Annotated in this window: 25 protein-coding genes and 1 tRNA gene; 15 read left to right on the forward strand and 11 right to left on the reverse strand. The window is 69.2% G+C overall.

Going from position 1 to position 24,658, the window contains the following annotated elements:
• Window positions 1-40: 40 nt before the first annotated feature.
• From K6T36_RS13670 to K6T36_RS13690, 5 genes are all read right to left on the reverse strand, one after another.
• Complete coding sequence (locus tag K6T36_RS13670; protein WP_222607134.1) at window positions 41-1,222, reverse strand: SPFH domain-containing protein; 1,182 nt, start codon at window positions 1,220-1,222, stop codon at window positions 41-43.
• A 68-nt stretch (window positions 1,223-1,290) separates the two neighbouring features.
• Entirely contained in the window at window positions 1,291-1,935 is a 645-nt protein-coding gene (locus K6T36_RS13675) for an NfeD family protein (RefSeq protein ID WP_222921762.1), read from the reverse strand.
• Between the two features lie 24 nt (window positions 1,936-1,959).
• Entirely contained in the window at window positions 1,960-2,196 is a 237-nt protein-coding gene (locus K6T36_RS13680) for a DUF7312 domain-containing protein (protein ID WP_222921763.1), read from the reverse strand.
• Between the two features lie 107 nt (window positions 2,197-2,303).
• Complete coding sequence (pyk, locus tag K6T36_RS13685) at window positions 2,304-4,061, reverse strand: pyruvate kinase (RefSeq protein WP_222921764.1); 1,758 nt, start codon at window positions 4,059-4,061, stop codon at window positions 2,304-2,306.
• 87 nt (window positions 4,062-4,148) lie between these two features.
• Window positions 4,149-4,427: a DUF7123 family protein gene (locus K6T36_RS13690; RefSeq protein ID WP_222607138.1), complete on the reverse strand. Its 279-nt coding sequence runs from the start codon at window positions 4,425-4,427 to the stop codon at window positions 4,149-4,151.
• Window positions 4,428-4,621: 194 nt separating this feature from the next.
• Here K6T36_RS13690 and K6T36_RS13695 point away from each other — a divergent pair, with 194 nt between their 5' ends.
• Window positions 4,622-6,553 (forward strand): flippase-like domain-containing protein, encoded by a 1,932-nt coding sequence (locus tag K6T36_RS13695; RefSeq protein WP_222921765.1) that lies wholly within the window; start codon window positions 4,622-4,624, stop codon window positions 6,551-6,553.
• A gap of 30 nt (window positions 6,554-6,583) precedes the next feature.
• Here the strand turns inward: K6T36_RS13695 and K6T36_RS13700 are convergent, their stop codons facing one another.
• Window positions 6,584-7,159, reverse strand: coding sequence for a DUF84 family protein (locus K6T36_RS13700; protein WP_222921766.1), 576 nt, complete (start codon window positions 7,157-7,159; stop codon window positions 6,584-6,586).
• Window positions 7,160-7,235: 76 nt separating this feature from the next.
• On the opposite strand from K6T36_RS13700, the gene K6T36_RS13705 reads away from it, so the two are divergent.
• Genes K6T36_RS13705 through rad50 form a run of 3 tightly spaced genes read left to right on the forward strand, consistent with a single transcriptional unit; the run spans window position 7,236 to window position 11,613 of the window.
• Window positions 7,236-7,667, forward strand: coding sequence for a DUF7966 family protein (locus tag K6T36_RS13705; protein WP_222921767.1), 432 nt, complete (start codon window positions 7,236-7,238; stop codon window positions 7,665-7,667).
• A complete protein-coding gene (gene mre11 / locus K6T36_RS13710) occupies window positions 7,667-8,908 on the forward strand; it encodes a DNA double-strand break repair protein Mre11 (protein WP_222921768.1) in 1,242 nt (413 codons plus the stop codon). The genes K6T36_RS13705 and mre11 overlap by 1 nt, the downstream gene beginning before the upstream one ends.
• Window positions 8,905-11,613: a DNA double-strand break repair ATPase Rad50 gene (gene rad50, locus K6T36_RS13715; protein WP_222921769.1), complete on the forward strand. Its 2,709-nt coding sequence runs from the start codon at window positions 8,905-8,907 to the stop codon at window positions 11,611-11,613. Before mre11 ends, rad50 begins: the two co-directional genes overlap by 4 nt.
• 36 nt (window positions 11,614-11,649) lie before the next feature.
• On the opposite strand, the gene K6T36_RS13720 is transcribed toward rad50, so the two are convergent.
• The 3 genes from K6T36_RS13720 to K6T36_RS13730 form a co-directional block, all read right to left on the reverse strand.
• Window positions 11,650-12,069, reverse strand: a complete 420-nt coding sequence (locus K6T36_RS13720) for a DUF7346 family protein (protein ID WP_222921770.1) — start codon at window positions 12,067-12,069, stop codon at window positions 11,650-11,652.
• Between the two features lie 47 nt (window positions 12,070-12,116).
• Entirely contained in the window at window positions 12,117-12,611 is a 495-nt protein-coding gene (locus tag K6T36_RS13725; protein ID WP_222921771.1) for a DUF7322 domain-containing protein, read from the reverse strand.
• A gap of 81 nt (window positions 12,612-12,692) precedes the next feature.
• Window positions 12,693-12,863 (reverse strand): DUF7331 family protein, encoded by a 171-nt coding sequence (locus K6T36_RS13730; RefSeq protein WP_222921772.1) that lies wholly within the window; start codon window positions 12,861-12,863, stop codon window positions 12,693-12,695.
• 240 nt (window positions 12,864-13,103) lie between these two features.
• Here K6T36_RS13730 and K6T36_RS13735 point away from each other — a divergent pair, with 240 nt between their 5' ends.
• The 4 genes from K6T36_RS13735 to sufD all read left to right on the forward strand — a co-directional run bounded on the left by K6T36_RS13735 (window position 13,104) and on the right by sufD (window position 19,651).
• Window positions 13,104-15,863, forward strand: a complete 2,760-nt coding sequence (locus K6T36_RS13735) for a DNA-directed DNA polymerase (RefSeq protein ID WP_222921773.1) — start codon at window positions 13,104-13,106, stop codon at window positions 15,861-15,863.
• Window positions 15,864-16,000: 137 nt separating this feature from the next.
• A complete protein-coding gene (locus K6T36_RS13740) occupies window positions 16,001-16,918 on the forward strand; it encodes an ABC transporter ATP-binding protein (protein ID WP_222921774.1) in 918 nt (305 codons plus the stop codon).
• 56 nt (window positions 16,919-16,974) lie between these two features.
• The gene (gene sufB / locus K6T36_RS13745) at window positions 16,975-18,405 is read left to right on the forward strand and encodes a Fe-S cluster assembly protein SufB (RefSeq protein ID WP_222921775.1); all 1,431 of its coding nucleotides are present in this window, start codon (window positions 16,975-16,977) and stop codon (window positions 18,403-18,405) included.
• A gap of 37 nt (window positions 18,406-18,442) precedes the next feature.
• Window positions 18,443-19,651, forward strand: a complete 1,209-nt coding sequence (gene sufD, locus K6T36_RS13750; RefSeq protein ID WP_222921776.1) for a Fe-S cluster assembly protein SufD — start codon at window positions 18,443-18,445, stop codon at window positions 19,649-19,651.
• A gap of 101 nt (window positions 19,652-19,752) precedes the next feature.
• Here sufD and K6T36_RS13755 read toward each other — a convergent pair whose 3' ends face one another.
• Window positions 19,753-21,039, reverse strand: a complete 1,287-nt coding sequence (locus tag K6T36_RS13755) for an MFS transporter (RefSeq protein ID WP_222921777.1) — start codon at window positions 21,037-21,039, stop codon at window positions 19,753-19,755.
• Window positions 21,040-21,275: 236 nt separating this feature from the next.
• Between K6T36_RS13755 and K6T36_RS13760 the strand changes: the two genes are divergently transcribed.
• The 6 genes from K6T36_RS13760 to K6T36_RS13785 all read left to right on the forward strand — a co-directional run bounded on the left by K6T36_RS13760 (window position 21,276) and on the right by K6T36_RS13785 (window position 23,516).
• Complete coding sequence (locus tag K6T36_RS13760) at window positions 21,276-21,761, forward strand: ferritin-like domain-containing protein (RefSeq protein ID WP_222607152.1); 486 nt, start codon at window positions 21,276-21,278, stop codon at window positions 21,759-21,761.
• A gap of 2 nt (window positions 21,762-21,763) precedes the next feature.
• Window positions 21,764-22,201, forward strand: coding sequence for a metal-dependent transcriptional regulator (locus K6T36_RS13765; protein ID WP_222607153.1), 438 nt, complete (start codon window positions 21,764-21,766; stop codon window positions 22,199-22,201).
• Between the two features lie 87 nt (window positions 22,202-22,288).
• Window positions 22,289-22,438, forward strand: a complete 150-nt coding sequence (locus K6T36_RS13770; protein WP_222921778.1) for an FmdB family zinc ribbon protein — start codon at window positions 22,289-22,291, stop codon at window positions 22,436-22,438.
• An 88-nt stretch (window positions 22,439-22,526) separates the two neighbouring features.
• On the forward strand, window positions 22,527-22,958 hold the full coding sequence (locus K6T36_RS13775) for a group I intron-associated PD-(D/E)XK endonuclease (RefSeq protein WP_225935133.1): 432 nt from the start codon (window positions 22,527-22,529) through the stop codon (window positions 22,956-22,958).
• Window positions 22,930-23,003, forward strand: a tRNA-Gln gene (locus tag K6T36_RS13780). Before K6T36_RS13775 ends, K6T36_RS13780 begins: the two co-directional genes overlap by 29 nt.
• Window positions 23,004-23,213: 210 nt before the next feature.
• On the forward strand, window positions 23,214-23,516 hold the full coding sequence (locus K6T36_RS13785) for a hypothetical protein (RefSeq protein ID WP_222921780.1): 303 nt from the start codon (window positions 23,214-23,216) through the stop codon (window positions 23,514-23,516).
• 158 nt (window positions 23,517-23,674) lie between these two features.
• On the opposite strand, the gene K6T36_RS19085 is transcribed toward K6T36_RS13785, so the two are convergent.
• The gene (locus K6T36_RS19085; protein WP_264083993.1) at window positions 23,675-23,803 is read right to left on the reverse strand and encodes a hypothetical protein; all 129 of its coding nucleotides are present in this window, start codon (window positions 23,801-23,803) and stop codon (window positions 23,675-23,677) included.
• Between the two features lie 154 nt (window positions 23,804-23,957).
• On the opposite strand from K6T36_RS19085, the gene nth reads away from it, so the two are divergent.
• A complete protein-coding gene (nth, locus tag K6T36_RS13790; protein WP_222921781.1) occupies window positions 23,958-24,641 on the forward strand; it encodes an endonuclease III in 684 nt (227 codons plus the stop codon).
• Window positions 24,642-24,658: the final 17 nt, after the last annotated feature.

Below are 24,658 nucleotides of genomic sequence, written 5' to 3' on the forward strand. Positions count from 1 at the left end.
ACCGCGACGCGCCCCGGCGTGGCGACCGGCGACGCGTCGATCACTCCGTTTCGGTCTCCGGCTCCTCGCCGCCGGCGCCGTCGTCGGCTTCCGCGACCACGTCGTCCGCGGACTCCATCGTGTCCTCCTCGTCGGCCTCGGCGACGACCTCGTCGGCGGACTTGATCGTGCCGCCGATGTCGCCCTCCTTCACCGCGGCGGCCTCCTGTTCGAGCGCCTCGGTGTCCATCTGGGCGGCCTCGTCGATCTCGCCGAGGATGTCCTCGATGTCGTCGAGCCCGAGCATCTCGCGGGTCTCGCTGTCGAAGTCGAGCGAGTCGAGTCCCTCGGAGTCCTGCACGTCCGAGCCGGTCAGCTGCTTGCCGTAGCGGCCGACGAGGCTCGTGAGCTCCTGCGGGAGCACGAACGTGGTGGAGTCGCCCTGGCCGATGCGCTCCAGCGTCTCCATCCCCTTGTCGATGATGGCGCGCTCGCCCATCGACTCGGCGGACTTCGCGCGGAGGACCGTCGAGATGGCGTCACCCTGCGCCTCCAGGATCTGGCTCTGCTTTTCCCCCTGCGCGCGGATGATGTTCGACTGCTTCTCACCCTCGGCGGACTCGACGGCGGAGCGGCGTTCACCCTGCGCCTCGAGGATCATGGCGCGGCGACGGCGCTCGGCGGAGGTCTGCTGCTCCATCGCCTGCTGGACGTCCTTCGAGGGGTTGACCTCGCGCACCTCGACGGACTCGACGCGGATCCCCCACTCGTCGGTGGGCTCGTCGAGCTCCTTGCGGATCCGCGCGTTGATCTCCTGTCGCTTGTTCAGCGTGTCGTCGAGCTCCATGTCGCCCAGCACGGCGCGGAGGGTCGTCTGGGCGAGGTTGGAGACGGCGACCTTGTAGTCCTCGACCTCGAGGAACGCCTTCTTCGCGTCCATCACCTTGATGTAGACGACGGCGTCGGCGGTCACCGGCGAGTTGTCGCGGGTGATCGCCTCCTGGCGGGGCACGTCGAGCGTCTGCGTCCGCATGTCGAAGGTGTACGTCCGCGAGACGAACGGCGGGACGATGTTGATACCCGGTTCGAGCAGCTTTCGGTACTCGCCGAACACCGTGAGGGCCTTCTTCTCGTAGGCGTCGACGATGACGATCGCCTGATAGACGGCGACGATCGCGACGATCAGGAACAGCAGTCCGACGATCGCCGGACCGATCCCGACGATCTGCAGTGGGAGGACCATGGCTAGCGCTTCGACCGTCGGGGCTTAAGGGTTCTCCCGCTGTCACGCTCCGAGTGGCCGACGGCGGCTCACTCGCGCTCGGATTCCCGTTCTCGCTCGGCCTCGTCGTTCCCCTCTTCGTCCGCGTTCGTGTTCACGTCGTTCGCATCGTTCGCGTCTGCGTCCACGCCGTCCACATCCGCGCGTTCCGCCTCCCGGCGTCCCTTCGCCAGTTCCCGGTCGATGTCGTCGACGCCGCCCGCCAGCGACTCGACGGTGAGGACGTTGCCGCCGCCGGGATCGACGACGAGCACCTCGGTTCCCTCGGCGATCTCGCCGTCGACCGAGCGCGCGGAGTAGTACGGGTTGAACCCGCCCTCGTCGAGCTTCACCTCGCCGCCCGTGGGCGTGACGGTCTCGGTGACCCGGGCGGTCGACCCTCGAAGCGACCGGGAGTCGGAGGTCTGTGCCTGTCCCTTCCCGCCGTAGAGGTCGAACTCGTGGTAGCCGTAGAACGCGAGCGCGCCGAACACGAGCACGAGCAGGCCGAGCACGAACGGCCCGGCCAGCGGCCCGAGCGCGAGCCCGACGAGCCCGGCGGCGAGCAGCGCGACCCCGATGACGACGAAGTGCGCACCGGGAGCCAGCGCCTCCGCGATGGACAGCACGAGCCCGGCCGCGATCAACACGAGCGGCAGGGTCTCCGGGGCGACGAGGCCCGACTGGAGCAACATGGACGGGTCTTGGGGACGGCGGGGTTAAAGCGTCACCGAGAACACCAACAGGAGCGTCCCGAGCACGCCCGCGACGACGAACAACGCGTTCTCGGCGTCGATCGACTCCGGCTCGATCGGCGGGTTGCGCGCGGCCTCGCGTGCGGCCTCCGCCTCCGGTCCGACCTCGTCGATGGCGAAGCGCCACTGCTCTCCGTCGTCGTCGGAGTCGCCGTCGGGGTCGACTCGGCCGGCGGCGTCGGTGCGGGGATCGTCCGACATGGACAGGACTAGCCCTCGCGGTGGTAAAGAGGTGTCGGGGTCGGTGGGAGGGCGAGACGCGTACGGTCGTCAGTGGTCGTCGGCGGTCGTCGCCAGTCGGCGACGGCTCACCGCGGCCGCGCGTGCCCGATCACGTCGCCCTCGTAGACGACGCCGCGCTCGGCGTCGACCGTCACGGTCGTGTCGTCGACCACGTCGTCGGCCAGCGGCGCACCCGACACCATCGGGATGCCGACCTCGCGGGCGACGAGCGCGGGGTAGCCGGTCATCCCCGCGCGGGCGTCGATGATCCCCCCGAGCTTCCCCGTGTCGCCGACGAACTCGGCGTCGAATCCCGCAGGGAGGTACGCGATCGTTCCCTCCGGCACGCCGGTGAGGTCGCCGTCGGGGAGCCGGCGCAGCGGCCCGGAGACGCGCCCGCCGACGACGTGGCGCCCGGTGGCGATCGTCTCGGCCGCGACGTGGAGCTTCAGCGTGTTCGTCGTGTTCGTCCCCTCAAGCTCGGTCATCATGCCCGAGAGGACGACGATCGTGTCGCCCGACTCGGCGGCGCCGGTCTCGAGGGCGGCCGAGACCGCCGAGTCCATCACCTCCTCGATACTGCTGTGGTAGTCGGCGTAGATCGGTCGGACGCCCCACGAGAGCGCGAGCTGTCGGCGAACGCGGTCGCTGGGCGTCGTCGCGACGACGGGAACCGCCGGTCGGAACTTCGCCGTCTTGCGGGCGGTGTAGCCGGACTCGGAGGCGGCGACGACCGCGGCCGCGTCGGTGTCGCGAGCGAGGAAGCGCGCCGAGCGCGCCAGCGGCTCCGTCCGCGACTCAGTCTGCGCCAGCGGGACGCGGTCCTCGCGCGTCGCGGCGTACTCGTCGCTCGCCTCGATCCGGCTGACGATCCGGTCCATCGTCTCGACGACGCGAACCGGGTGATCGCCGATCGCCGTCTCGCCCGACAGCATCACCGCGTCGGTGCCGTCCAGCACCGCGTTCGCAACGTCCGAGGCTTCCGCGCGCGTCGGGCGTCGCGAGCGAACCATCGAGTCGAGCATCTCCGTCGCGGTGATGACGGGGGTGCCGGTCTCCATGCACTTGCGGATGATTCGCTTCTGGACCATCGGGACGTCCTCCAGCGGGCACTCGACGCCGAGGTCGCCGCGGGCGACCATCACGCCGTAGGCGGCGTCGACGATCCCGTCGAGGTTCTCGACGGCGTCGGCCCGTTCGATCTTCGCGACGACCGGCACGTCGCCGGCGCCGCGCTCCTCGAGGGCGTCCGCGACCTCGTACACGTCGCCGGCGTCGCCGATGAACGAGGCGGCGACGAAGTCCACGTCGTGGTCGACGACGAGGTCGAGTTCGCGCTCGTCGGCCGCGGTGATCGTCGGGAGGTCGAGGTCGACGCCGGGGATGTTTACGCCCTTGCGCGAGCCGAGCTCGCCGCCGGAATCGATCCGGGCGCGCACGCCGTCGTCGGTCACCTCGATCACCGTGGCCTCGATCCGGCCGTCGTCGAGCAGCACCCGGTCGCCGGGCTCGGTTTCGAGGAGCGCGTGGGTCACACCGATCCGTTCTGGCGTCGCCGTGTCGTCCTCGACGAACAGCACCTCCGAGCCGGTCGCGACCTCGATCGGCTCGTCGATCTCGGCGGTTCGGACCTCCGGACCCTGGAGGTCGAGCATCGCCGCGAGCGGTTCCTCGGTCGCGTCGTCGACCGCGCGGATGCGGTCGATCACCTCGCCGCGGTGGTCGGTGTCGCCGTGGCTCGCGTTGAGCCGGGCGACGGACATCCCGGCGTCGGCGAGCGCCCGAATCGTCGCTCGGTCGTCGGAGGCGGGACCGAGCGTACAGACGATCTTGGCTCGTCGCATAGTCTTACCCGGAGGTGACGCGCGCCAGTATAAAGGGCTGCGGAGAAAACTCGGTTTCGAGTGAACAGTTGACGAACGTCGATCCCGTTACTGCGTAACCATCCAGGTCGTACCCGAGGAGTAGCCCCACTTCTCCACGTCGATGTCGACGGCGGCGTCGACGACCGCCGACATGTTCGCGCCGACCTCCTTCGCCGAGAGGCCGAGCTCCTCGGCGATGAGCCGCGACTTGAAGTACGTCTGCTCGGCGGCGTGCTCGCGGAGGTACGCGAGGATCCGGTGTTGTTTGTCGCTGAGATCCGCGCTCGCCTCGACGGCCGCGGTCTCCTCGGTCCCGATCGACTCGACGGTGCTCGTCGCGCTCATGGATCCGTGAACGACCTATCGGCTCATAGGGGGTTTGGTACGCGGGGTTAACACGCCGCAGTCGTGCGATCGTGGGCGAGTCGCGACCGCGATAGACGCTCCGGACTGGCCGCGTCGGTACGGTCGCCTAACACGGTCGCGCCCCGCCGGAATGACAGAAGGTTCTTACCCGGTCGACGGCCACCGAGAGGGTAATGAGTAGTCCGGACGGGTGCCCAGATACCGCCCCCGACGGCGTGGACGGCGCCGGCATCGGCACCGCCGCCGGCGACGCCGCTACCGACGGGATCCGCGTCAGCGTCGTGCTCCCCGCGTTCAACGAGGCGGCGACCATCGAGGGGACCGTCCGGACGACCGTCGGGACGCTGGAGGAATTCCTCCCGAACGACGCCTTCGAGGTGATCGTCGCCGAGGACGGCTGCGACGACGACACGCCCGAAATCGCCGACCGGCTCGCCCGCGAGGACGACCGGGTGCTCCACTTCCACAGCGACCGGCGGCTGGGTCGCGGCGGCGCCCTGGAGTTCGCGTTCGAGCGCGCGGCCGGCGACACGCTCGTGTACTTCGACACGGACCTCGCGACGGACATGGGCCACCTGGAGGAGCTGGTGGCGAAGATCGACCGCGAGGGCTACGACGTGGCGACGGGGTCGCGGTGGATCCCCGGCGACGAGGCGGACCGCCCGGCCAAGCGCGGCGTCCCCTCGCGCGGGTTCAACGTCATCGTTCGGACCGTCCTCCGGTCCCGGCTGCGCGACCACCAGTGCGGCTTCAAGGCGCTCTCGCGGGAGGCGTTCGAGGAGCTCCACGAGGCCGTCGAGGACGACCACTGGTTCTGGGACACGGAGCTTCTGGTGCGCGCCCAGCGCAGGGGGCTCCGGGTCGCGGAGTTCCCCGTCGAGTGGGAGCCGCAGGGCGACTCGAAGGTCGACCTCGTTCGCGACGTGTTCGGCATGGGGAGCCAGATCGTTCGGCTGTGGTGGCAGCTGTCCGTGTCGCCGCGGATCACCCGCACCCGGACGGTCGCCGCCGGCATCGTCCTCACGGTCGCCGCGCTGGCGCTGATGACGGTGTATCTCGACCCGTCGGCGGTCCTTTCGGCGTTCGAGGGCGCCGACCCGGTCCCGGTCGCCGCCGCGACGCTCGTGTACCTCCTCTCGTGGCCGCTGCGGGGGCTGCGGTACCGCGACATCCTCACGGAACTGGGCTACCGAGAGAAGCTCGGGTTCCTCACCGGGGCGGTGTTCATCAGCCAGACCGGCAACCTCGTGTTCCCGGCTCGCGCCGGCGACGCGGTTCGCGCGTACGTCGTGAAGGCGCGCCGCGGGATCCCGTACCCGACGGGCTTCGCCTCGCTGGCGGCCGAGCGCGTGTTCGACCTGCTCACCATCACCGCGATGGCCGGCGCGGTGCTCGCGGGGCTGCTCGTCACCGACGGGACGAGCGTGGTCGCCGCGGCGGTGTCGGCGAACGTCCCGGGCGTCCCGCCGGCGGCCGTCTCGCGGGCGATCCAGGTCGCCGCCGGCATCGGCGTCGTCGCGGTCGCCAGCCTTTTCGTCATCGTCGCGACCGCCCGTAGCGACCGCAACTACGTCCGTGACGTGGTCTCCCGCTTCTCCTCGGACTCGTACGTCGACTACGTCGCCGGCGTGATCGAGGAGTTCGCCGCCGGCGTCCAGACGGTGGCCGGAACGCGCGCCTCGTTCGCCCGCGTCGGCGGCGTCTCCGTGGTCGTGTGGACGCTCGACGTGGTGACGGCGCTGCTCGTGCTGGCGGCGTTCCCCGCCGCCATCGACGCCATGACGGTCACCCAGCTGGTCGTCGTCGGCTTCTTCGCCGTCTCCGTCGGCAACCTCGCGAAGGTGCTGCCGCTGTCGCCCGGCGGCATCGGGCTGTACGAGGCCGCCTTCACCGCGCTCGTGGTCGGGCTCGGCGGCGTCCCCGCGGCCGTCGCGTTCGCGGCGGCGGTGCTGGACCACGCGGTGAAGAACGCCGTCACGGTCGCCGGCGGCGTCGCCTCGATGATCGGGTTCAACGTCTCGCTCACCGACGCCGTCGACGAGACGGCCGAGCTGGACGAGGAGGCCGAGCGCGAGGGGAGCGAGTACCCGAGCGACGACGATTGAGCCTTCAGGGCGGAACTCTTCGAGGGGTGCTCAGTACAGATCCGTCACGAACGGGCCGAGCGCGCCCGCCACGGCGGTCCGGAGGGCGTCGGTCCGGTCGACGCGGCCGCCGGTGAGCGCGCCCGCGGCGCCCTGGTTTCTCGCAACGTCCGACTCCCCCAGTACGTCGTCCATCACCGGCCCGAGCTCCTCGCCGTCCCGGACGCGCGCCGCGATGGACCCCGGCAGCGCGAGGCTCGGGCCGGTACCGACACCGACGCGCTCGCCGTCGGCGACGGCCGCCCACATCACGAGAAAGAGCCCGTCGCTCCCCGCGTACTCCGCGACGCCGCCCTCGATCCCGACGCCGAGGTCGTACGTCTCCCCGTTCTCATCGAGCACCGCGTTCGCCCGGTTAACCGCGCCCGTCCGGGTCTCGACGTGGCCGACCGGCTGCTCGGAGACGCCCGAGGGAACCGGACATGCCTCGACGACCGTGTCGTCGCCGAGGCCGTCCGCGTCGCCGTCGAACCCGTCTCCGTTCCCGCCCGGGCCGCCCGCGCCCGCTACCGCCCGTTCTGTCGCCTCGCGTTTCACCGGGTTGCCGGAGCCGACGCCGATCCGCATACCCGCGGGTTCGCGTCCCGGTACGTGTGTCTTGCCTTCCGCCGCGACGGCGCACGCCGGCGAGGGTTGATGTACGATGCCGGGACCAGTCCCGGCGATGGCCGGACAGTCGACCGCCGCCGAGTACGTCCGCGAGACGCTTCGAGCGCTGGCGGTGGACCCGCCAGAGCACACTGGGGACGCCCGCGGCGACAGCGCGACCGGGGAGGCGACCGCCGAACAGCGCGACCTCGTCAGCGAGGCCGAGCGGGCGCTGGCGACCGTCGAGGCCGCTGCGGCGTTCGCGGGCGACGACGGGTTCCGCCGGACGGCGACGGTCGGGGAGGCGGCCGCCGACCCGGCACTGGTTCGCCGGGCCCGTGCGGTCACCGAGACGATCGAACGCTACCGGGCGGCGTACCGGGACGCGGTTCCCGGAGGTCGGGCGACTTCCGCGGACGCAGCGGACCACTTTCACTCCGGTCGCGATAGGCATATCCCGACGGCGGAACAACCCGCCGACAACTGATGACGCGGGTTATCCACACCGGCGACACCCACATCGGGTACCGCCAGTACCACTCGCCCGAGCGGCGAGCGGACTTCCTCGACGCCTTCGAGCGGGTCGTCGCCGACGCGGTCGACGATGACGTGGCCGCGGTGATCCACGCCGGCGACCTGTTCCACGACCGCCGGCCCGACCTCCCCGACCTGCTCGGCGTGCTCTCGGCCCTCCGGACGCTGGACGACGCCGACATCCCGTTCCTCGCGGTCGTCGGCAACCACGAGTCCACGCGCGGCGGGCAGTGGCTCGACCTGTTCGAGTCGATGGGGCTGGCGACCCGGCTGGACGACGAGCCCACCGTGATCGGCGACACGGCGTTCTACGGGCTCGATCACGTCCCGGAGAGCAGGCGCGACGAGCTCGACTACGAGTTCGCGCCCCACGACGCCGACGCCGCCGCTCTGGTGAGCCACGGCCTGTTCGAGCCGTTCGCGTACGCCGACTGGGACACCGAGGAGCTGCTGGAGCAGTCGACCGTCGACTTCGACGCGATGCTGTTGGGGGACAACCACACGCCCGACACCGCGCAGGTGTCGGGCACGTGGGTGACCTACTGCGGGTCGACCGAGCGCGCGTCCGCCAGCGAGCGCGACCCCCGCGGCTACAACCTCGTCCGCCTCGGCGCCGACGCCGAGGCCGGCGACGACGCGGTCGACATCCGCCGTCGCGCGCTGGAGACGCGCCCGTTCGTTTTCGTCGACGTGGAACTCGGTGACGGCGAGGGGCTTGACCGCGTCCGCGACCGCGTCCGCGAGCGCGATGTCGCGGACGCGGTCGTCATCGTCCGGGTCACCGGCGACGGCGAGCCGATCGCGCCCGCGGCCGTCGAGGAGTTCGCCGCCGAGCGCGGCGCGCTCATCGCCCGCGTCACCGACCGTCGCGAGGTCGAGGCGGAGACGGAGCTGTCGGTGAATTTCGCCGACCCGGACGAGGCGGTTCGCGAGCGCATCGGCGAGCTCGACCTGTCGGAGGGCGCCCGCGAGGTAGACGACGTGGTCCGCGGCGACCTCCCCGACTCGAACGTCCGTGAGGAGGCGAAACGGCGGATCGAGAACCGACTGGACGGCGACGACGCGGCCGGTTCCGTGGACGACGGCGCGGCCGTGGACGAGGCGCCCGGCGGGGACGGCGATACCCCGGAGGAGGGATCCCCGTCGGCCGACCCGGACGGCGACGGGCAGCTCACGTTGGGTGATTCACGGTGAGGTTCGACCGCCTGCGGCTGCGGAACTTCAAGCCCTACGCCGACACCGACCTCCGCCTCTCGGACGGCGTGACGGTCATCCACGGGCTCAACGGCAGCGGGAAGTCGTCGCTGCTCGAGGCGTGCTTCTTCGCGCTGTACGGCTCGAAGGCGCTCGACGGTACCTTGGAGGACGTGGTTACCAACGGCGCAGAGGAGTGCGAGGTGGAGCTGTGGTTCACTCACGACGGCCGGTCGTACCACGTGCGCCGGGAGCTGAAGCGCTACGGCGAGCAGATCCAGACGACCACCTGCACGCTCGAATCCGAAGACGAGACGGTCCACCGCGACGGTGCGACCGACGTACGGTCGTTCGTCGCCGACCTGCTGCGCATGGACGCGGAGGCGTTCGTCAACTGCGCGTACGTCCGGCAGGGCGAGGTGAACAAGCTCATCAACGCCACGCCGACCGAGCGCCAGGACATGATCGACGACCTCCTCCAGCTGGGCACGCTGGAGGAGTACCGCGAGCGCGCCGGCGACGCGCGCCTCGGCGTCGAGGACGTACGCTCGACGACGCGGGGCGCGCTCGAGAGCGTCGAGGAGCAGGTGGCCGAGAAGGAGGACCGCGACCTGCACGGACGGCTCAACTCGCTGGAGTCGACGCTCGCGGACGTGGACGAGAAGATCGAGAACTACGAGCAGCAGCGCGAGAAGGCGGCGTCCACCCGCGACGGGGCTCGGGAGGTCCTCGACGAGTACGAGGAGCGTCGCGAGGAGCTGTCGGAGCTGGAGTCGGAGATCGATGACCTGGAGGCGACGATCCGCGAGGACGAGGCGGAGCGCGAACGGCTCGGCGACCGGGTCGCCGACCTCCGCGACCGCGTCGAGGAGAGCGAGGCGACCCTGAAGGAGCGGCTCTCGGCCGTCGATGTCGACGACGCGGAACCCGAGACGCTCGACGCGCGCCGCGAGGAACTCGACGACCGCGAGGACGACCTCCGCGAGGAGCTTCGCGAGACGCGCTCGCGGGTGAACGCCCTCACGAACCAGTCGGAGAACCTCGCGGAGAAGGCCGCGGAAGCCGCCGAGCGCGCCGACGAGAAGCGCGATCGTGCGGCGGAACTCGACGAGGAGGCGGAGGCGGCCGCGGAGACGCTCGCCGAGCGCGAGGAGTCGCTCGCGGAGCTGGAGACCGAACGCGAGCAGCTCCGGGCGAAGTTCGATAACGTGCCCGTCTCGGTTAGCGGGGCGTCCGCCCACCGCGAGTCGATCCGCGAGGACCTCGAGGCGGTGCGCGCGGAGATCCGGGAGACGAGCAACGAGGCGAGCGCCGCGCGGTCGAGCGTCGAGGAGGCCGAGCGGCTGTTGGAGGAGGGGAAGTGTCCCGAGTGCGGCCAGCCGGTCGACGGCTCGCCGCACGTCGACGGCCTCGACGACGAGCGCGAACGCGTCGACGAGCTGGAGGCGGAACTCGACGACCTGACCGAGCGCGAGACGGACCTGGAGGAGGCGCTCGACCGGGCCGAGGAGCTCGTCGAGGCGGAGAACCGGCTCGGGCAGATCGCGGACACACGCGAGCTGATCGAGGACGGCATCGCCGAGAAGGAGGCGGAGATCGAGCAGGCGCGCGAGCGCGCCGCCGAGCTGCGCGAGGACGCCGACGATCTGGAGTCGCAGGCCGAGGAGAAGCGCGAGGTCAGCGAACGGAAGGCCGAGGAGGCCGAGGAGGCGCGAGCGGACGTGGAGGACCTCAAGGCGGACCTCGAGGCGGTCGAGACCGCCCGCGACCGGATCGACGCCGTCGAGGCGGCGCGCGAGGAGGTCGCGGACGCCGAGTCCGAGATCGAGCGGTTAACCGAGAAGCGCGCGGACATCGCCGACCGCAACGACGAGCGCCGGGAGTTCCTCGCGACGAAGCGCGACCGGCGCGACGACCTCCGCGACGCGTTCGACGACGAGCGCGTGGAGTCGGCCAAGGAGCGCCTCGAGAACGCCGAGGAGTACATCGAGAACGTTGACGACGCGCTGGCGGACCTGCGCGAGCGACGCGACGACCTCACGAGCCGGATCGGCGCCGTCGAGAACGAACTCGACGAGCTGGAGGCGCTGCGCGAGCGACGCGACGAGCTGGCCGAGCGGGTCGCCGAGTTGGACGCGCTCCACGACGAGACCGAGGAGCTGGAGACGATGTACGGCGACCTCCGGGCGGAGCTTCGCAGGGCGAACGTCGAGAGCCTCGAACGGATGCTGAACGAGACGTTCGAGCTGGTGTACGGCAACGACGCCTACTCGCACATCGAGCTGGACGGCGAGTACGAGCTCACCGTCTACCAGAAGGACGGCGAGCCGCTGGACCCCGAGCAGCTCTCGGGCGGGGAGCGCGCGCTGTTCAACCTCTCGCTGCGCTGTGCGATCTACCGGTTACTCGCCGAGGGCATCGAGGGCGCGGCGCCGACGCCGCCGCTCATCCTCGACGAGCCGACGGTGTTCCTCGACTCGGGGCACGTCTCGCGGCTGGCGGACCTGATCGACGAGATGCGCGGCTTCGGTGTCAGGCAGATCCTGATCGTCAGCCACGACGACGAGCTCGTCGGCGCCGCCGACGAACTCGTGCGCGTCGAGAAGAACCCCACGTCGAACCGCTCGACGGTCGAGCGGCTGGCCGATCCGTCGCTGTCGGCGGTCGAGCTTCCGCCGGGCGACGCCGAGCACGCCGACGACTGAGAGGCTGGATCTCCGGAGGCGGGAAGCCGGCGCCGGTCAGTCGCGGAACCGTTCGACGACCCGCAGCGCCGCCTCCGTGGGCTCGTAGCCGCGCTCGCCGGCGACGGTGGTCTCCGCGAGCAGCCCCGCGGCGCGAAACTCCGCGAGCAGCCCGTGGAGGTCGGATTCACACAGGTCGTAGGCGTCCAACAGCGTTCGTACCGACAGCGCTCCCCGGTCAGCGAACTCCACGAGCAGCCCGAGCGCGCGCTCGTCGCGACACGCCAGCACCGCCCGGCGAAGTTCGGGCGGTAAGCCGTCGGCGGCCGCCGACAGCGGCGACTCGCCGTCGGGCTCGAGGTCGTCGTTCGGGACGTAGCGCTCCTCGCCGGTCGCCGGGTCGCGCACGAGACTCGACTCCGCCGACCGCTTGACGAGCAGATACCGCGTTCCGTCCGCGTCCCGAACCGACTGCATGGGCGGTGAAAGCGGTCGCGTGCGAAAAGTCGTGTCGGTGTCGGCGGTCAGCGGTCCTCGGAACCGGGAGTCGCGGCCGTCGACGCGTCGGCGACGCCATCGTCGCCGCCGGTGGCGTCGTCGATATCGGAGGCGGCGTCGGCGGCGGCGGTGGCATCCCCGTCCGTCCCCGCGGGAGCGTCCCCGTCGGTGCCCGCGTCAGCGTCCTCGTCCGTGTCACGCTGCTTGAACGAGCGAACCGTCTGATAGAGGCGGACGCCGGCGAGCACGCCGATCGCGATCGACGCGCCGCCCAGTCGCCAGTCGCCGCGGAAGCCGACGAGCATCAGTCCCAGCGAGACGCCGAGAAGCGCGACGTTGGCGTACACGACGGCCGTGACGAACGCTCGCTGGATGGCGGGATCGACCGTCGACGGGTCCGGCAGCGAGTCGGACGGGTCGTCGACGGAGGGGATGTCGACGCGGGGGCCGTGCTCCTCGGCGTCGCCGGCCTGCCGTTCGAGGTCGAACAGCTCCCCGTCCTCGTCGTCCTCGCCGAGCACGTCGCTCGATTGGCGATCGCCGGTGAAAAGGGTTGTCAGACCGTGCGGTTCACGGGTGTCTCGGAGGGGGTTTCGACGGCGTTACGCCGCGTCCGCGAGCGTGACCGACTCGCTCGCCTCCACCCACGCGAGCGGGTTCTCCGCGTCGTACAGCACCGTTCGCCCGTCGTCCTCGTACGCCTCGACCGTCTCGACGGCCTCGTCCGGGCTCGCGCCCGAGCGCTCCAACGGGGTGTCGGATGCGTGGGTCATCTCCGAACCGTGGTATGTAATGGCACGGTAAATGCCTTTCCGTGGCGGTGTTCCTCGCCATCGCCGCCCCGGCGGGTGGATCGAACACGAGATCGGGGATGTTACCGGCGACCGAGTACGGCGGGACTACCGCGTCGAACGGTCGACGTATTCGGCCGATCCCGCCGACGCCGGCCGTTCGACGGCGAGGACCCGTGCACGAAAGGGAGGTTTTTACCGGCGAACGGCAAAGAGCCGTCAATGAGCGATTCGCAGGCGGGCCTCGACCAGTTCGCCGGCGGCGGGGACGCCGACGACGGGAGCGGCGACCGTCCCGCCGCGGAGGCGGCGCACGTCGCCGGCGCGGGACAGGGGCGAGTGAGCGCGGTCGTCGACCGCGAGGACATCGTCGTGCCGGATTCTACGGGGACGGTCGAGTTCATGGTCACCGCCGTCGACTACACCGTCGAGGGGACCGGCGCCGAGGAGTACCCGGTCGTCCACGTGTTCGGCCGCACCGCCGACAACGAGCCCGAGCACGTCCGCGTGCTCGGGACCGAGCCGTACTTCTACGTCCCGACGGTCGACATCGAGGGCCGGGAGCTCGTCGAGGAGTACGACGTGATCCTCGACACCCGCGAGGAGGGACCCGACGGCGAGCGCTTCGAGTCGATCCGGGGGGAACCGGTGACGAAGGTCGTCGCCCGCACGCCCCGCGACGTGGGCCAGATCCGCGACGACTTCGAGCGCACCTACGAGGCGGACATCCTGTTCCCGAACCGGTTCCTCATCGACCACGGCGTCACCTCGGGACTGCGCGTCGAGGAGCGGCGGCTCGACGCGCGCGACGGCGAGAACCGGGGTCGGCTGCAGGTAACGCCCGATCACGTCGAGCCGTGCGACGTTGACGCGGACATCCGCGTGAACACCTTCGACATCGAGGTCGACGACCGCAACGGCTTCCCGGAGGACGGCGAGGAGCCGATCGTCTGTCTCACCTCCCACGACTCCTACGAGGACGAGTACATCGCGTGGCTGTACGACGCGCCTGTCGGCGGGGTCGACGCGCCCGCGGTCCTCGACGACTACGAGCAGATCGGCGACCGCGACAGCGACATCGAGGTGCGCACGTTCGCCGAGGAGGACGCGATGCTCGACGCGTTCATCTCGTACGTCGAGGAGACCGACCCGGACGTGCTCACGGGGTGGAACTTCGAGGACTTCGACGCGCCGTACTTCATGGACCGCTGTGAGGAACTCGACCCGCGGAGCGACCACGACCTCTCGCCGGACCGCCTCTCGCGCGTGAACGAGACGTGGCGCTCGGGCTGGGGCGGTCCGGACGTGAAGGGCCGCGTCGTCTTCGACCTGCTGTACGCCTACCAGCGCACCCAGTTCTCCGAGCTGGAGTCGTACCGGCTCGACGCGGTCGGCGAACTCGAACTCGACGTGGGCAAGGAGCGCTACACGGGCGACATCGGCGACCTGTGGGAGCAGGAGCCCGAGCGCCTGCTGGAGTACAACGTCCGCGACGTGGAGCTGTGCGTCGAGATCGACCGCAAGCAGAAGATCGTCGCCTTCTGGGACGACGCGCGCAAGTTCGTCGGCTGCCAACTGGAGGACGCCCCGACGCCCGGCGACGCGGTCGACATGTACGTCCTGCACAACGCCTTCGGCGACTTCGTCCTGCCGACGAAGGGCCAACAGGAGGGCGAGGACTTCGAGGGCGGCGCCGTCTTCGAGCCGATCTCCGGCGTCGAGGAGATGGTGTCGGTGCTCGACCTCAAGTCGCTGTACCCGATGTGCATGGTGACGATCAACGCCAGCCCCGAGACCATCGTCGACGATCCCGACGCCTTCGACGGGGAGACGTACCGCGCGCCCAACGGCACCCGGTTCCGCAAGGAGCCCGACGGGATGATGCGCGAGATGGTCGACGAGCTGCTCACCGAGCGCGAGCGCCTGAAGGGCGAGCGCGACGAGCACGAACCCGGCTCCGACGCCTACGAGCAGTACGACCGCCAGCAGGCGTCGGTGAAGGTCATCATGAACAGCCTCTACGGGGTGTCGGGCTGGGATCGGTTCCGCCTCTACGACAAGGACAACGCCGCCGCGATCACGGCGATGGGGCGCCGCGTGATCGAGTTCACCGAGGAGGCGGCTCGTGAAATCGATCACGAAGTGACGTACGGGGACACTGACAGTATCATGCTCGCGCTCGGGAGCGACATCTCGACGGAGGAGGCGATCGAGCAGTCCTTCGAGATCGAGGAGCACATCAACGGCCGCTACGACGACTTCGCGCGCGAGGAACTCGACGCCCAGGAGCACCGCTTCGAGATCGAGTTCGAGAAGCTGTACCGGAGGTTCTTCCAGGCGGGCAAGAAGAAGCGCTACGCCGGCCACATCGTCTGGAAGGAGGGCAAGGACGTCGACGACATCGACATCACCGGGTTCGAGTACAAGCGCTCGGACATCGCGCCCGTCACCAAGCGCGTCCAGAAGCGCGTCATCGAGATGATCGTCCACGGGGAGGACACCGAGGACATCGCCGACTACCTGCACGCGGAGACCCAGAGCTTCCTCGACGGCGACGCCGACCTCGACGAGGTGGGGATCCCCGGGGGAATCGGCAAGCGCCTGGAGAGCTACGACACCGACACAGCCCAGGTCCGCGGGGCGAAGTACGCGAACCTCATGCTGGGCACGAACTTCCAGCGCGGATCGAAGCCAAAACGCCTCTACCTGGAGAAGGTACATCCGGACTTCTGGGCCCGCATGGAGAACGAGCACGGGCTCGACCCGCAGACCGACCCCCTGTACGGCGAGTTCAAGCGCGACCCCGACGTGATCTGCTTCGAGTACGCCGACGAGGTCCCCGAGGAGTTCGAGGTCGACTGGGACAAGATGCTGGACAAGACGCTGAAGGGACCGATCGCCCGGATCATCGAGGCGCTCGGGATGTCCTGGGAGGAGGTCAAGAGCGGGCAAGAACAGACCGGCCTCGGCAGCTTCATGTAGTCGGGCGATTGTCCCACCCCGAACACTGTTTTCCGATCCGAAAAACGAATTTCTGTGCGAAGGAATCGCATAGTGGCTGATGCGAAACCTTGATGCGTGAAACGACCCCATCGACGTGTAGAGGCGTACTCACGAACATGGCAACACTCGAACTCGAAAATCTCCAGGCGGAGGTCGCAGAGACGGGCGAAGAGATCCTCCGGGGCGTCGACCTCGAAGTGAACAACGGCGAGATCCACGCCCTGATGGGACCGAACGGCTCCGGGAAGTCGACGACCGCGAAGGTCATCGCGGGCCACCCGGCCTACGAGGTCACCGGCGGCTCGGTGACCCTCACCCTCTCGGAGGCAGACGTCGAGGACATCGACGCGAACATCGACGAGGAGGATCTCACCTGGGAACTGCTCGATCTCGAACCCAACGAGCGCGCGGCGCTCGGCATCTTCCTCGGGTTCCAGTACCCCGCCGAGATCGAGGGCGTGACGATGGTGAACTTCCTCCGGCAGGCGCTCAACGCCAAGCTCGACGAGCGCGAGGAGCTCTTCGAGGACGAGGACGCCGAGGAGGAGGCCGACGCCGAGGACGACTCGGGGTACGACACCTCCCCGATGGAGGGTCCCGCCGACGACGGCGACGTGGGCGTCGCCGAGTTCCAGCAGCTCCTGAAGGAGAAGATGGAGCTGCTCGACATGGACGAGAAGTTCGCCGAGCGCTACCTCAACGCCGGCTTCTCCGGCGGCGAGAAGAAGCAGAACGAGGTGCTGCAGGCCGCGATCCTGGAGCCCTCGATCGCCGTGCTCGACGAGATCGACTCCGGGCTGGACATCGACCGCCTGCAGGACGTCTCGAAGGGCATCAACGCCCTCCGCGACGAGCAGGACACCGGCATCCTCCAGATCACCCACTACCAGCGGATCCTCGACTACGTCGAACCCGACCACGTCCACGTGATGATCGACGGGAAGATCGCCAAGTCCGGCGGCGCCGAGCTCGCCGAGGAACTCGAGGACAAGGGGTACGACTGGGTCCGCGAGGAAGTCTACGAGGCGGCGTAACTGACAATGGTTACTGAACAGCCTAATGCGTACACAGCCGTAAACACGATCAACACATGAGTTCCGATCAGGACCATCTGAAGCAGACCGACACCGAGGAGCGCTTCGACTTCAAGAAGGACTCGAAGGCGGCGTTCGCGGCGGAGAAGGGACTCACCGAGGAGACCATCCACGCGATCTCCGAGGACAAGGACGAGCCCGAGTGGATGCTGGAGCGGCGCCTGCGCGCCCTCGAACAGTTCCAGGCGATGCCGATGCCGACCGACTGGCCCGGCCAGCCGGACCTGAGCGAGGTCGACGTCGACGAGATCGTCCCGTACATCCGCCCCGACGTGGACGTCCGCGCGGGCGTGGACGACTGGACGGAGCTGCCCGACGAGATCAAGGACACCTTCGACAAGCTGGGCATCCCGGAGGCGGAGAAGAACGCCCTCTCGGGCGTCGGCGCCCAGTACGAGTCGGAGGTCGTCTACCAGAACATGCAGGAGCGCTGGGAGGAGAAGGGCGTCATCTTCTGCAACATGGACCAGGCGGTCCAGGAGCACGAGGAGATCGTCCGCGAGCACTTCATGACGACGTGCGTCCCCCCGAGCGACAACAAGTTCGCCGCGCTCCACGGCGCCGTCTGGTCGGGCGGCTCGTTCGTGTACGTCCCCGAGGACGTAACGGTGGAAATGCCCGTGCAGGCGTACTTCCGCATGAACTCCGAGGGGATGGGCCAGTTCGAGCACACGCTCATCGTCGCCGAGGAGGGCTCGGAGGTCCACTACATCGAGGGCTGTTCCGCGCCGAAGTACTCGGCGATCAACCTCCACTCCGGCGGCGTCGAGGTGTTCGTCGGCGAGGACGCCCACGTGCAGTACTCGACCGTGCAGAACTGGTCGAAGAACACGTACAACCTCAACACCAAGCGCGCGCTGGTCGAGAAGAACGGCCGGATGGAGTGGATCTCCGGGTCGATGGGGTCGAAGGCGACGATGCTGTACCCCTCCTCGATCCTCAAGGGCCGCGGCGCCTCCGACAACCACATCACCATCGCCTTCGCCGGCGAGGGCCAGAACATCGACACCGGCGCGAAGGTGTACCACAACGCGCCGAACACGAAGTCGACCATCGAGTCGAAGTCCATCTCGAAGGACGGCGGCCGCACGAACTACCGCGGCCTCGTTCACATCGCCGACGGCGCCGAGGGCTCCTCGACGGCCGTCGAGTGTGACGCGCTGATGTTCGACAACGAGTCCACCTCCGACACCATGCCGTACATGGAGATCAACGAGTCGACGGTGGACGTGGCCCACGAGGCGACCGTCGGGAAGATCGGCGACGAGGACGTGTTCTACCTGCAGTCGCGCGGCCTCGACGACGACGACGCCAAGCAGATGATCGTCTCGGGCTTCATCGAGCCGATCACGGAGGAACTGCCCATCGAGTACGCCGTCGAGCTCAACCGGCTCGTCGAACTGGAGATGGAGGGCTCGCTCGGGTAACCCCCGGCGCTCCGTCACCACCCACTCACCACACACAATGAGCACACAGCTACCCGCAAGCATCTCCGAGGAGACCGTCAACGAGATCTCCGCGGAGCGCGACGAACCGGACTGGCTCCGCCGGACGCGCCTGGACGCGCTGGCCGCGTTGGAGGAGTTAGAGATGCCGAGCGTCATCGAGACGCCCGGCCGCCGCTGGACGAACCTCGAGGACCTCGACTACGAGTCGATCGTCGACCCCCTCGACCAGCGCGACGAGACCGAGCGCGTCTCGGCGGAGGGCGCGAAGGTCCTCGACTTCGAGACCGCCCTCGAGGAGCACCCCGAACTCGTCGAGGAGCACTTCGGCTCGGTCACCGACCCGCAGACGAACTACCTCACCGCGCTGTCGACGGCGCTGTTCACGACGGGGACGGTCATCTACGTCCCCGAGGGCGTCGACGCCGAGGACGTGAAGGTGCGCGCAGAGATGAACAGCACCTCGCTGTTCAGCCACACGCTCGTCGTCGCCGAGGACAACGCGTCCGCGACGATCCTCGAGCGCATCTCGAACGGCTCCGCGGTCGACGGCGACCGCTACTTCAGCAACCTCGTGGAGATCGTCACCGGCGAGAACGCGTACGTCCAGTACGGCTCGCTGCAGAACCTCGACGAGGACGTGTACGACTTCACGCTGAAGCGCGGCGACGCGAACAGGTACGCGACGATCGACTGGATCGAGGGGAACATCGGCTCCCGGCTCACCCGCTCCGACATCGAGACGGAGCTGAACGGCGACTCCTCGGAGACGAAGATCGTCGGCGCGTTCTTCGGCCACGACGACCAGCACTTCGACATCAACGCCCGCGTGTGGCACAACGGCGAGCACACGACCGCCGACCTGGTCACGCGCGGCGTCCTCGACGACGAGGCGCGCTCGGTGTACGAGGGCGTCCAGGACGTGGGCCGCGACGCGTGGGACACCAGCTCCTACCAGCGCGAGAACACGCTGATGTTGAGCGACGACTCCGAGGCCGACGCCTCGCCGAAGCTCATCATCCACAACCACGACACCGAGGCGTCGCACTCGGCGACCGTCGGGCAGGTTGACGCGGAGGACCTGTTCTACATGACCTCCCGGTCCATCCCTGAGAACACCGCGCGCAACATGCTCGTCGAGGGCTTCTTCGTGCCCGTCCTCGAGGAGGTCGAGGTCGACGAACTGCGCGAGGACATCGACGACCTGATCGTCGCGCGCCTCGACTGAGGCCCGCGACGTTCGCGGCATTCGCGACACCCGCGTTCGGAACTCACTGCCGCGGTTTTTTCGGCGTCCGTTCCTGAGCTCACAGCGACGGCGCCGTCGGATCAGTCGCCGCCGCTGAACACCGCCGTCCGCCCGCTCCGTCGACCCAGTCGCACCAGCGCCGGGAGCGTCGCCACCGCGAGGAGGAACTCGCTGCCGCCGGCGACGACGAACGCGGCCCGGAAGCAGAACTCGGCGGCGACGGCGCCGCCGACGAGCGACCCACCGAGGAAGCCGAGGCTGCCGGCGGCGTTGAACCCCGCGACCGCGGCGCCGCGTTCGTCGTCGCCCGCGAGATCCACGACGAGCGCGAGCGTCGCCGGCGCCATCAGCGCGCCGAGCACGCCCACGAGGACCATCGTCGCGGCGACCGCCTGAACCGTCGGCGCGAAGCCGACCGCGATCACGACGAGGCCGAAGACGGCCGACCCGGCGGCGACGGGGATCACCCGGCCGATCCGGTCCGAGAGGAGACCGAACGGGTACTGCAGCAGCGCGAACGGCGCGAAGAACGCCGCCAGCAACAGGCCCGTCGCGCCCGGTCCCAGCCCGAACGCCTCCCGGAAGTACAACGTCCCGACGAGCGCGAAGAAGCCCGCGACGAGGCGGTCGGCGAACGCGAACGCGTACGGGATCGCGAGCTCGCGCCGGTCGCGAACCCCCGCGAGCAGCGCCCCGAGCCCGCCGTGGCTGCCCTCGCTGTCGGCCCCGGAGTCGGAAGCGACCCCCGCCGACCCCGTCGGCTCCGGCGGTCGGTCCGGGATCGTGAGCGACCCCGCCGCGGCGACGCCGAGCAGTCCGGCGGCGGCGTACAGCGGGACGGTGGCGCCGACCTCGAACAGCTGGCCGCCCAGCGGCGCGCCGCTCGCGGTCCCGAGGCCGATCGCGATGCCGGCGACGCCCATGTTTCGCCCGTTGCCGCCCGAGCGGTCCGCGAGCGCCGAGATCGCGAGCGAGAGCGCGCCGACCGTCATCGCGCCCTGGAGCCCCCGGAGGACCAGCGCCGCGAGGAAGGGGAGTTCGCCGCCGGCGACGACCGCGAGCGCGAGGTAGCCGGCCGCGCCGCCGCCGGCCGACAGCGCGACGAGCCGCCGGCGCTCGCCGAGCCGGTCCGACAGCGTCCCCCACGGCCCGGCGAACAGCGCGAAGGCGGCGAACTCGACGGCGAGAAACAGCGTCGGCCCGGCGACGCCGGCCCCGCCGAACTCGGCGGTGAGCAGGTCGACGCCGGGGTACACGAGCGTCTGCGCGAGCAACACGGCGTACACGACGAGCGCGAGCGCGACCCGGTCGCTGCGGTCGCTGTCGGGGGTCGTCCTCGCGGGTGACGCGTCGCCGGGGCCTGCCATCGGGGGGCGTTGGATCCCCGCCGGCTTGAGCGTTCGGCGTCGGCGCCGCGGTCACCGTAGCGGTCTCCGCCGCAGCGACGGTCCCCGCCGCCGCTGTCGTCGTCACCGCCGTCGTCCACGGGGAGCAGGCCGACGGGAGGGGAAGGCTTACGGTCGCCGTCCACCGACGCCCAAGCGATGACCGTGGAACAGGTCGACGACCGACCCCTCGCCGTCGGGCGGACGGGTGGTCGCCCGTGAGCGTGGGACAGCGGGTCACGTCCGACCACCAGCTGGCCCGGCTCCTCCAGATCGGCGTGGTGCTCGAGGAGGTCGTGGAGGCGCGCTCCACCCAGCACCACCGCGAGATGGACGGCGACTTCGACGACGAGGTCGAGGCGTTGCTGCGACACGCGGCCGAGGAGTCGGCAGACCACCGCGACCGACTCGAGGGGCTCATCGACGAGCTCGACGCCGAGTCCGTCTCCTACGAGGAGATCGAGGCGCTGGTCGAGGCGCAGTACGGGAAGACGAAGCCGGAGGACTTCGACGGCGTGTTGTACGACCAGTTGTGTAACGAGGAGACCGCCTACAAGTTCTACGACGACCTCATCGAGGCGATCGAGGGGAGCGACTCGTCGTTCTCCGTCGACCGCGACCGGGTGCTCGACACGCTCCGGGGGATCCGCGCGGAGGAGGAGGAGGGCGTCGAGGAGGTAACGGAGATCATGGAGCGGCGATAACGATGAACACGGCAGACCAGTATCTGAAGGCGATTTACCTCGTGCAGGAGACGGAGGACGGCCCCGCCTCGACGGGCGCGGTCGCCGACGCGCTCGACGTGAGTCCCGCCTCCGCCAACGAGATGATCGGGAAACTCGAGGAGCGCGGCCTCGCCGAACACGAGAAGTACAAGGGCGTCTCCCTCAGCGACGAGGGGATCGTCAGGGCCCGCGAGGCGCTGTCGAACTACTGCATCATCGAGCGGTTCCTCGCGAACGTCCTCGAGGTCGAGGAGTTCCGCGCGGAGGCGCGCTCGCTGGAGGCGGTCATCGACGACACCGTCGCCGAGCGCCTCGACACCATCATCGACCGCTCCTCGGAGTGCCCCGACTGTTTCGACGCCGAGACGGACGCCTGCAAGTACATCGCGGAAGTCGAGTCGGAGAACCCGGCCGACTGACCCGCGTCGCCGCCGCCCCGTCGTCCGACCGTGTCGGTCCGCGGCGACCCGGCGGGATTAAGTGGGGGCCTCCGGTAGAGCGGGTCCATGGGTAGCGGGGTGACCGATCGGATCAGGTCGTTCGTGGGGGCGGACGACGACGATCACGACTTCGAGTGTGCCGGCTGTGGGCGAGGGTTCGACGCGAACAGACAGCAGTGTCCCGACTGTGACGGCTTCGACATTCGGCGTGTGTGACTCTCTCGGATACACGGATGCTGTTGTCTCGTCAGATTCGTGACCCCTTCTCAGAGTCTAAATACCAAAGCGCAGTATCGAACACGGGATGGAACCACAGTCACGTCTCTCTGCAAACCGCGCCGGTGCTGTGGCTGAAACGATCGTTTCTACGCGACTGATCAGGGCAGGATTCAACGTCGCGAGGCCGGAGATCCCCTGTCGATATGATCTGGTCGTCGATCTCGATGGTGACCTCGTTCGCACTCAGGTGAAACGCGGGTTCGAGGACAGCCGAGACGAGACGCTTCGAGTCAACCTACTCGGCTCAGTGCACAAGGGGGCTACCGAATACGAGAGCGTACAGTACACTGCGGACGATATCGACGCGTTCGCGATTTACGACCCGATCAACGACACGGTGTATTGGCTCTGGTTCGAGGAGGCCCCCGCGACGGAGCTAAGAAGAAAGTATAATTCCCTCGTAGAACATACGCTCGGTCGCAAGCTGAAGTCCCGTGGTGTAGCTGGCCAATCATGAGGGCCTTTGGAGCCCTCGACGGCGGTTCGAATCCGCCCGGGACTATTCTGTGCGAACGAAGTGAGCACGAACAGTCGCACCGCGGATTCGAAGCAGAGAACGGAGCGAGGCGGAGTGACCGCGGTTCGAATCCGCCCGGGACTATCTTAAGTCATCCCGCGCTCGCATCGACACGCCGACCGTTCGACGACCCGTCGCGTCGCCGTCGCGTCCGCCGCCGGCGACGTTTTCACTCCCCGCTCCCTGCGATCGACCGTGACGCTCACCGTTCACGACATCCGCAACGGCATCCGGGGCGGCGTCGGTCGGTTCAAGCGCGAGGCGACCGCGACGTTCACGAAGGAGGAGCTGGCGGCGCTGGCCGACGCGCTCGACGTTCCCGCGGGCGACCGGTCGACGAACGAGTCGACCCGTGCTGCCGTCAGGGTGGCCGTCGGGCTGGCTGAGACGACCGAGGAGGCCGACACGGGGAGCTTCTCGAAGCCGGAACTGTTGTCGATCGCCGACGCCCTCGGCGTCGACCCCGTCGAGGGCGACGAGCCGGAGCCGCTGTATTGAGTCGGGGGGCGGAGTTCTCGCGTCGCGTCGGATCGCGTCAGATGAACGAGACGGCGTACGCGAGCGACGAGAACACCATCAAGCCGACGAGAACCAGCGCGAGCACCTGCTGGCGGTCCATGGCATCGAATTCGGCGGGACCGACAAAACGGTGACGTTCACAGACTGAACAGGAGGTACGGAACGCCGAACAGCAACGCCGTCATGACGGCGAGGATCGCGCCGTAGCCGAGGGCGGTCCCGACGGCCGCGCGGAACGACTCGTGATCGAGGTGGCCGAGGTCCATACAGACGGCTTCCGCGGCGGCGATAAAACCGTTCCCCCTTCGTTCGATTCACCGCCTTCCGTGCTCTGGCCTCCGTGCTCCGTCCGCCGCGGTCGTCCGCCTCGGAATCGTCCGGCTTCGAACCGTTGAAGCGGCCGGGGTCGGTGGATCGCGTATGGGAACGCCGCTGGACTCCCGGGAGGCGCAGGTCGGCGAGGTGCTCGACCGCCTCTACGAGGAGTACCCCGACACGGACATCTCGCTGAACTTCTCGACCGAGTTGGAGCTGCTCGTCGCGGTCGTCCTCTCGGCGCAGTGCACCGACGAGCGGGTCAACGAGGTCTGCGAGGACCTCTTCGAGAAGTACCGCACGCCGGAGGACTACGCCGAGGCCAGCGAGGAGGAACTCGCCGACGACATCTACGGCATCACCTTCCACAACAACAAGGCCGGCTACCTGAAGGGGATCGGCGAGATCCTCGTCGAGGAACACGGCGGCGAGGTGCCGGACACGATGAGCGAGCTGACCGACCTCCCCGGCGTCGGGCGCAAGACCGCGAACGTCGTGCTCCAGCACGCCCACGACGTGACCGAGGGGATCGTCGTCGACACGCACGTCCAGCGCATCTCCCGACGCCTCGGGATCACCGAGGAGGAGCGCCCCGGGGCGATCGAGACGGACCTGATGGGCGTGGTCCCCGAGGACGACTGGCGGATGTTCACCCACCTGTTGATCAGCCACGGGCGGGCGACGTGTACGGCGCGGAACCCCGACTGCGACGAGTGTGTGCTCGCGGACGTCTGTCCGTCCGAGCGGGGGAGCGCGGCCGTGGACCTCGCCAGCGGCGAGGCGTGGTAACGAGGGGGCAGTCGAAC

Source organism: Halobaculum roseum (genome assembly GCF_019880245.1).
GTDB classification, from domain to species: Archaea; Halobacteriota; Halobacteria; order Halobacteriales; family Haloferacaceae; genus Halobaculum; species Halobaculum roseum.

What these genes read in the sequence shown, in the direction of transcription:
- K6T36_RS13670 (WP_222607134.1), bottom strand. Translation starts at nt 1,222, where the DNA reads ATGGTCCTCCCACTGCAGATCGTCGGGATCGGTCCGGCGATCGTCGGA.
- K6T36_RS13675 (WP_222921762.1), bottom strand. Translation starts at nt 1,935, where the DNA reads ATGTTGCTCCAGTCGGGCCTCGTCGCCCCGGAGACCCTGCCGCTCGTG.
- K6T36_RS13680 (WP_222921763.1), bottom strand. Translation starts at nt 2,196, where the DNA reads ATGTCGGACGATCCCCGCACCGACGCCGCCGGCCGAGTCGACCCCGAC.
- pyk (WP_222921764.1), bottom strand. Translation starts at nt 4,061, where the DNA reads ATGCGACGAGCCAAGATCGTCTGTACGCTCGGTCCCGCCTCCGACGAC.
- K6T36_RS13690 (WP_222607138.1), bottom strand. Translation starts at nt 4,427, where the DNA reads ATGAGCGCGACGAGCACCGTCGAGTCGATCGGGACCGAGGAGACCGCG.
- K6T36_RS13695 (WP_222921765.1), top strand. Translation starts at nt 4,622, where the DNA reads ATGAGTAGTCCGGACGGGTGCCCAGATACCGCCCCCGACGGCGTGGAC.
- K6T36_RS13700 (WP_222921766.1), bottom strand. Translation starts at nt 7,159, where the DNA reads ATGCGGATCGGCGTCGGCTCCGGCAACCCGGTGAAACGCGAGGCGACA.
- K6T36_RS13705 (WP_222921767.1), top strand. Translation starts at nt 7,236, where the DNA reads ATGCCGGGACCAGTCCCGGCGATGGCCGGACAGTCGACCGCCGCCGAG.
- mre11 (WP_222921768.1), top strand. Translation starts at nt 7,667, where the DNA reads ATGACGCGGGTTATCCACACCGGCGACACCCACATCGGGTACCGCCAG.
- K6T36_RS13720 (WP_222921770.1), bottom strand. Translation starts at nt 12,069, where the DNA reads ATGCAGTCGGTTCGGGACGCGGACGGAACGCGGTATCTGCTCGTCAAG.
- K6T36_RS13730 (WP_222921772.1), bottom strand. Translation starts at nt 12,863, where the DNA reads ATGACCCACGCATCCGACACCCCGTTGGAGCGCTCGGGCGCGAGCCCG.
- K6T36_RS13735 (WP_222921773.1), top strand. Translation starts at nt 13,104, where the DNA reads ATGAGCGATTCGCAGGCGGGCCTCGACCAGTTCGCCGGCGGCGGGGAC.
- K6T36_RS13740 (WP_222921774.1), top strand. Translation starts at nt 16,001, where the DNA reads ATGGCAACACTCGAACTCGAAAATCTCCAGGCGGAGGTCGCAGAGACG.
- sufB (WP_222921775.1), top strand. Translation starts at nt 16,975, where the DNA reads ATGAGTTCCGATCAGGACCATCTGAAGCAGACCGACACCGAGGAGCGC.
- sufD (WP_222921776.1), top strand. Translation starts at nt 18,443, where the DNA reads ATGAGCACACAGCTACCCGCAAGCATCTCCGAGGAGACCGTCAACGAG.
- K6T36_RS13755 (WP_222921777.1), bottom strand. Translation starts at nt 21,039, where the DNA reads ATGGCAGGCCCCGGCGACGCGTCACCCGCGAGGACGACCCCCGACAGC.
- K6T36_RS13765 (WP_222607153.1), top strand. Translation starts at nt 21,764, where the DNA reads ATGAACACGGCAGACCAGTATCTGAAGGCGATTTACCTCGTGCAGGAG.
- K6T36_RS13770 (WP_222921778.1), top strand. Translation starts at nt 22,289, where the DNA reads ATGGGTAGCGGGGTGACCGATCGGATCAGGTCGTTCGTGGGGGCGGAC.
- K6T36_RS13775 (WP_225935133.1), top strand. Translation starts at nt 22,527, where the DNA reads ATGGAACCACAGTCACGTCTCTCTGCAAACCGCGCCGGTGCTGTGGCT.
- K6T36_RS19085 (WP_264083993.1), bottom strand. Translation starts at nt 23,803, where the DNA reads ATGGACCTCGGCCACCTCGATCACGAGTCGTTCCGCGCGGCCGTCGGG.
- nth (WP_222921781.1), top strand. Translation starts at nt 23,958, where the DNA reads ATGGGAACGCCGCTGGACTCCCGGGAGGCGCAGGTCGGCGAGGTGCTC.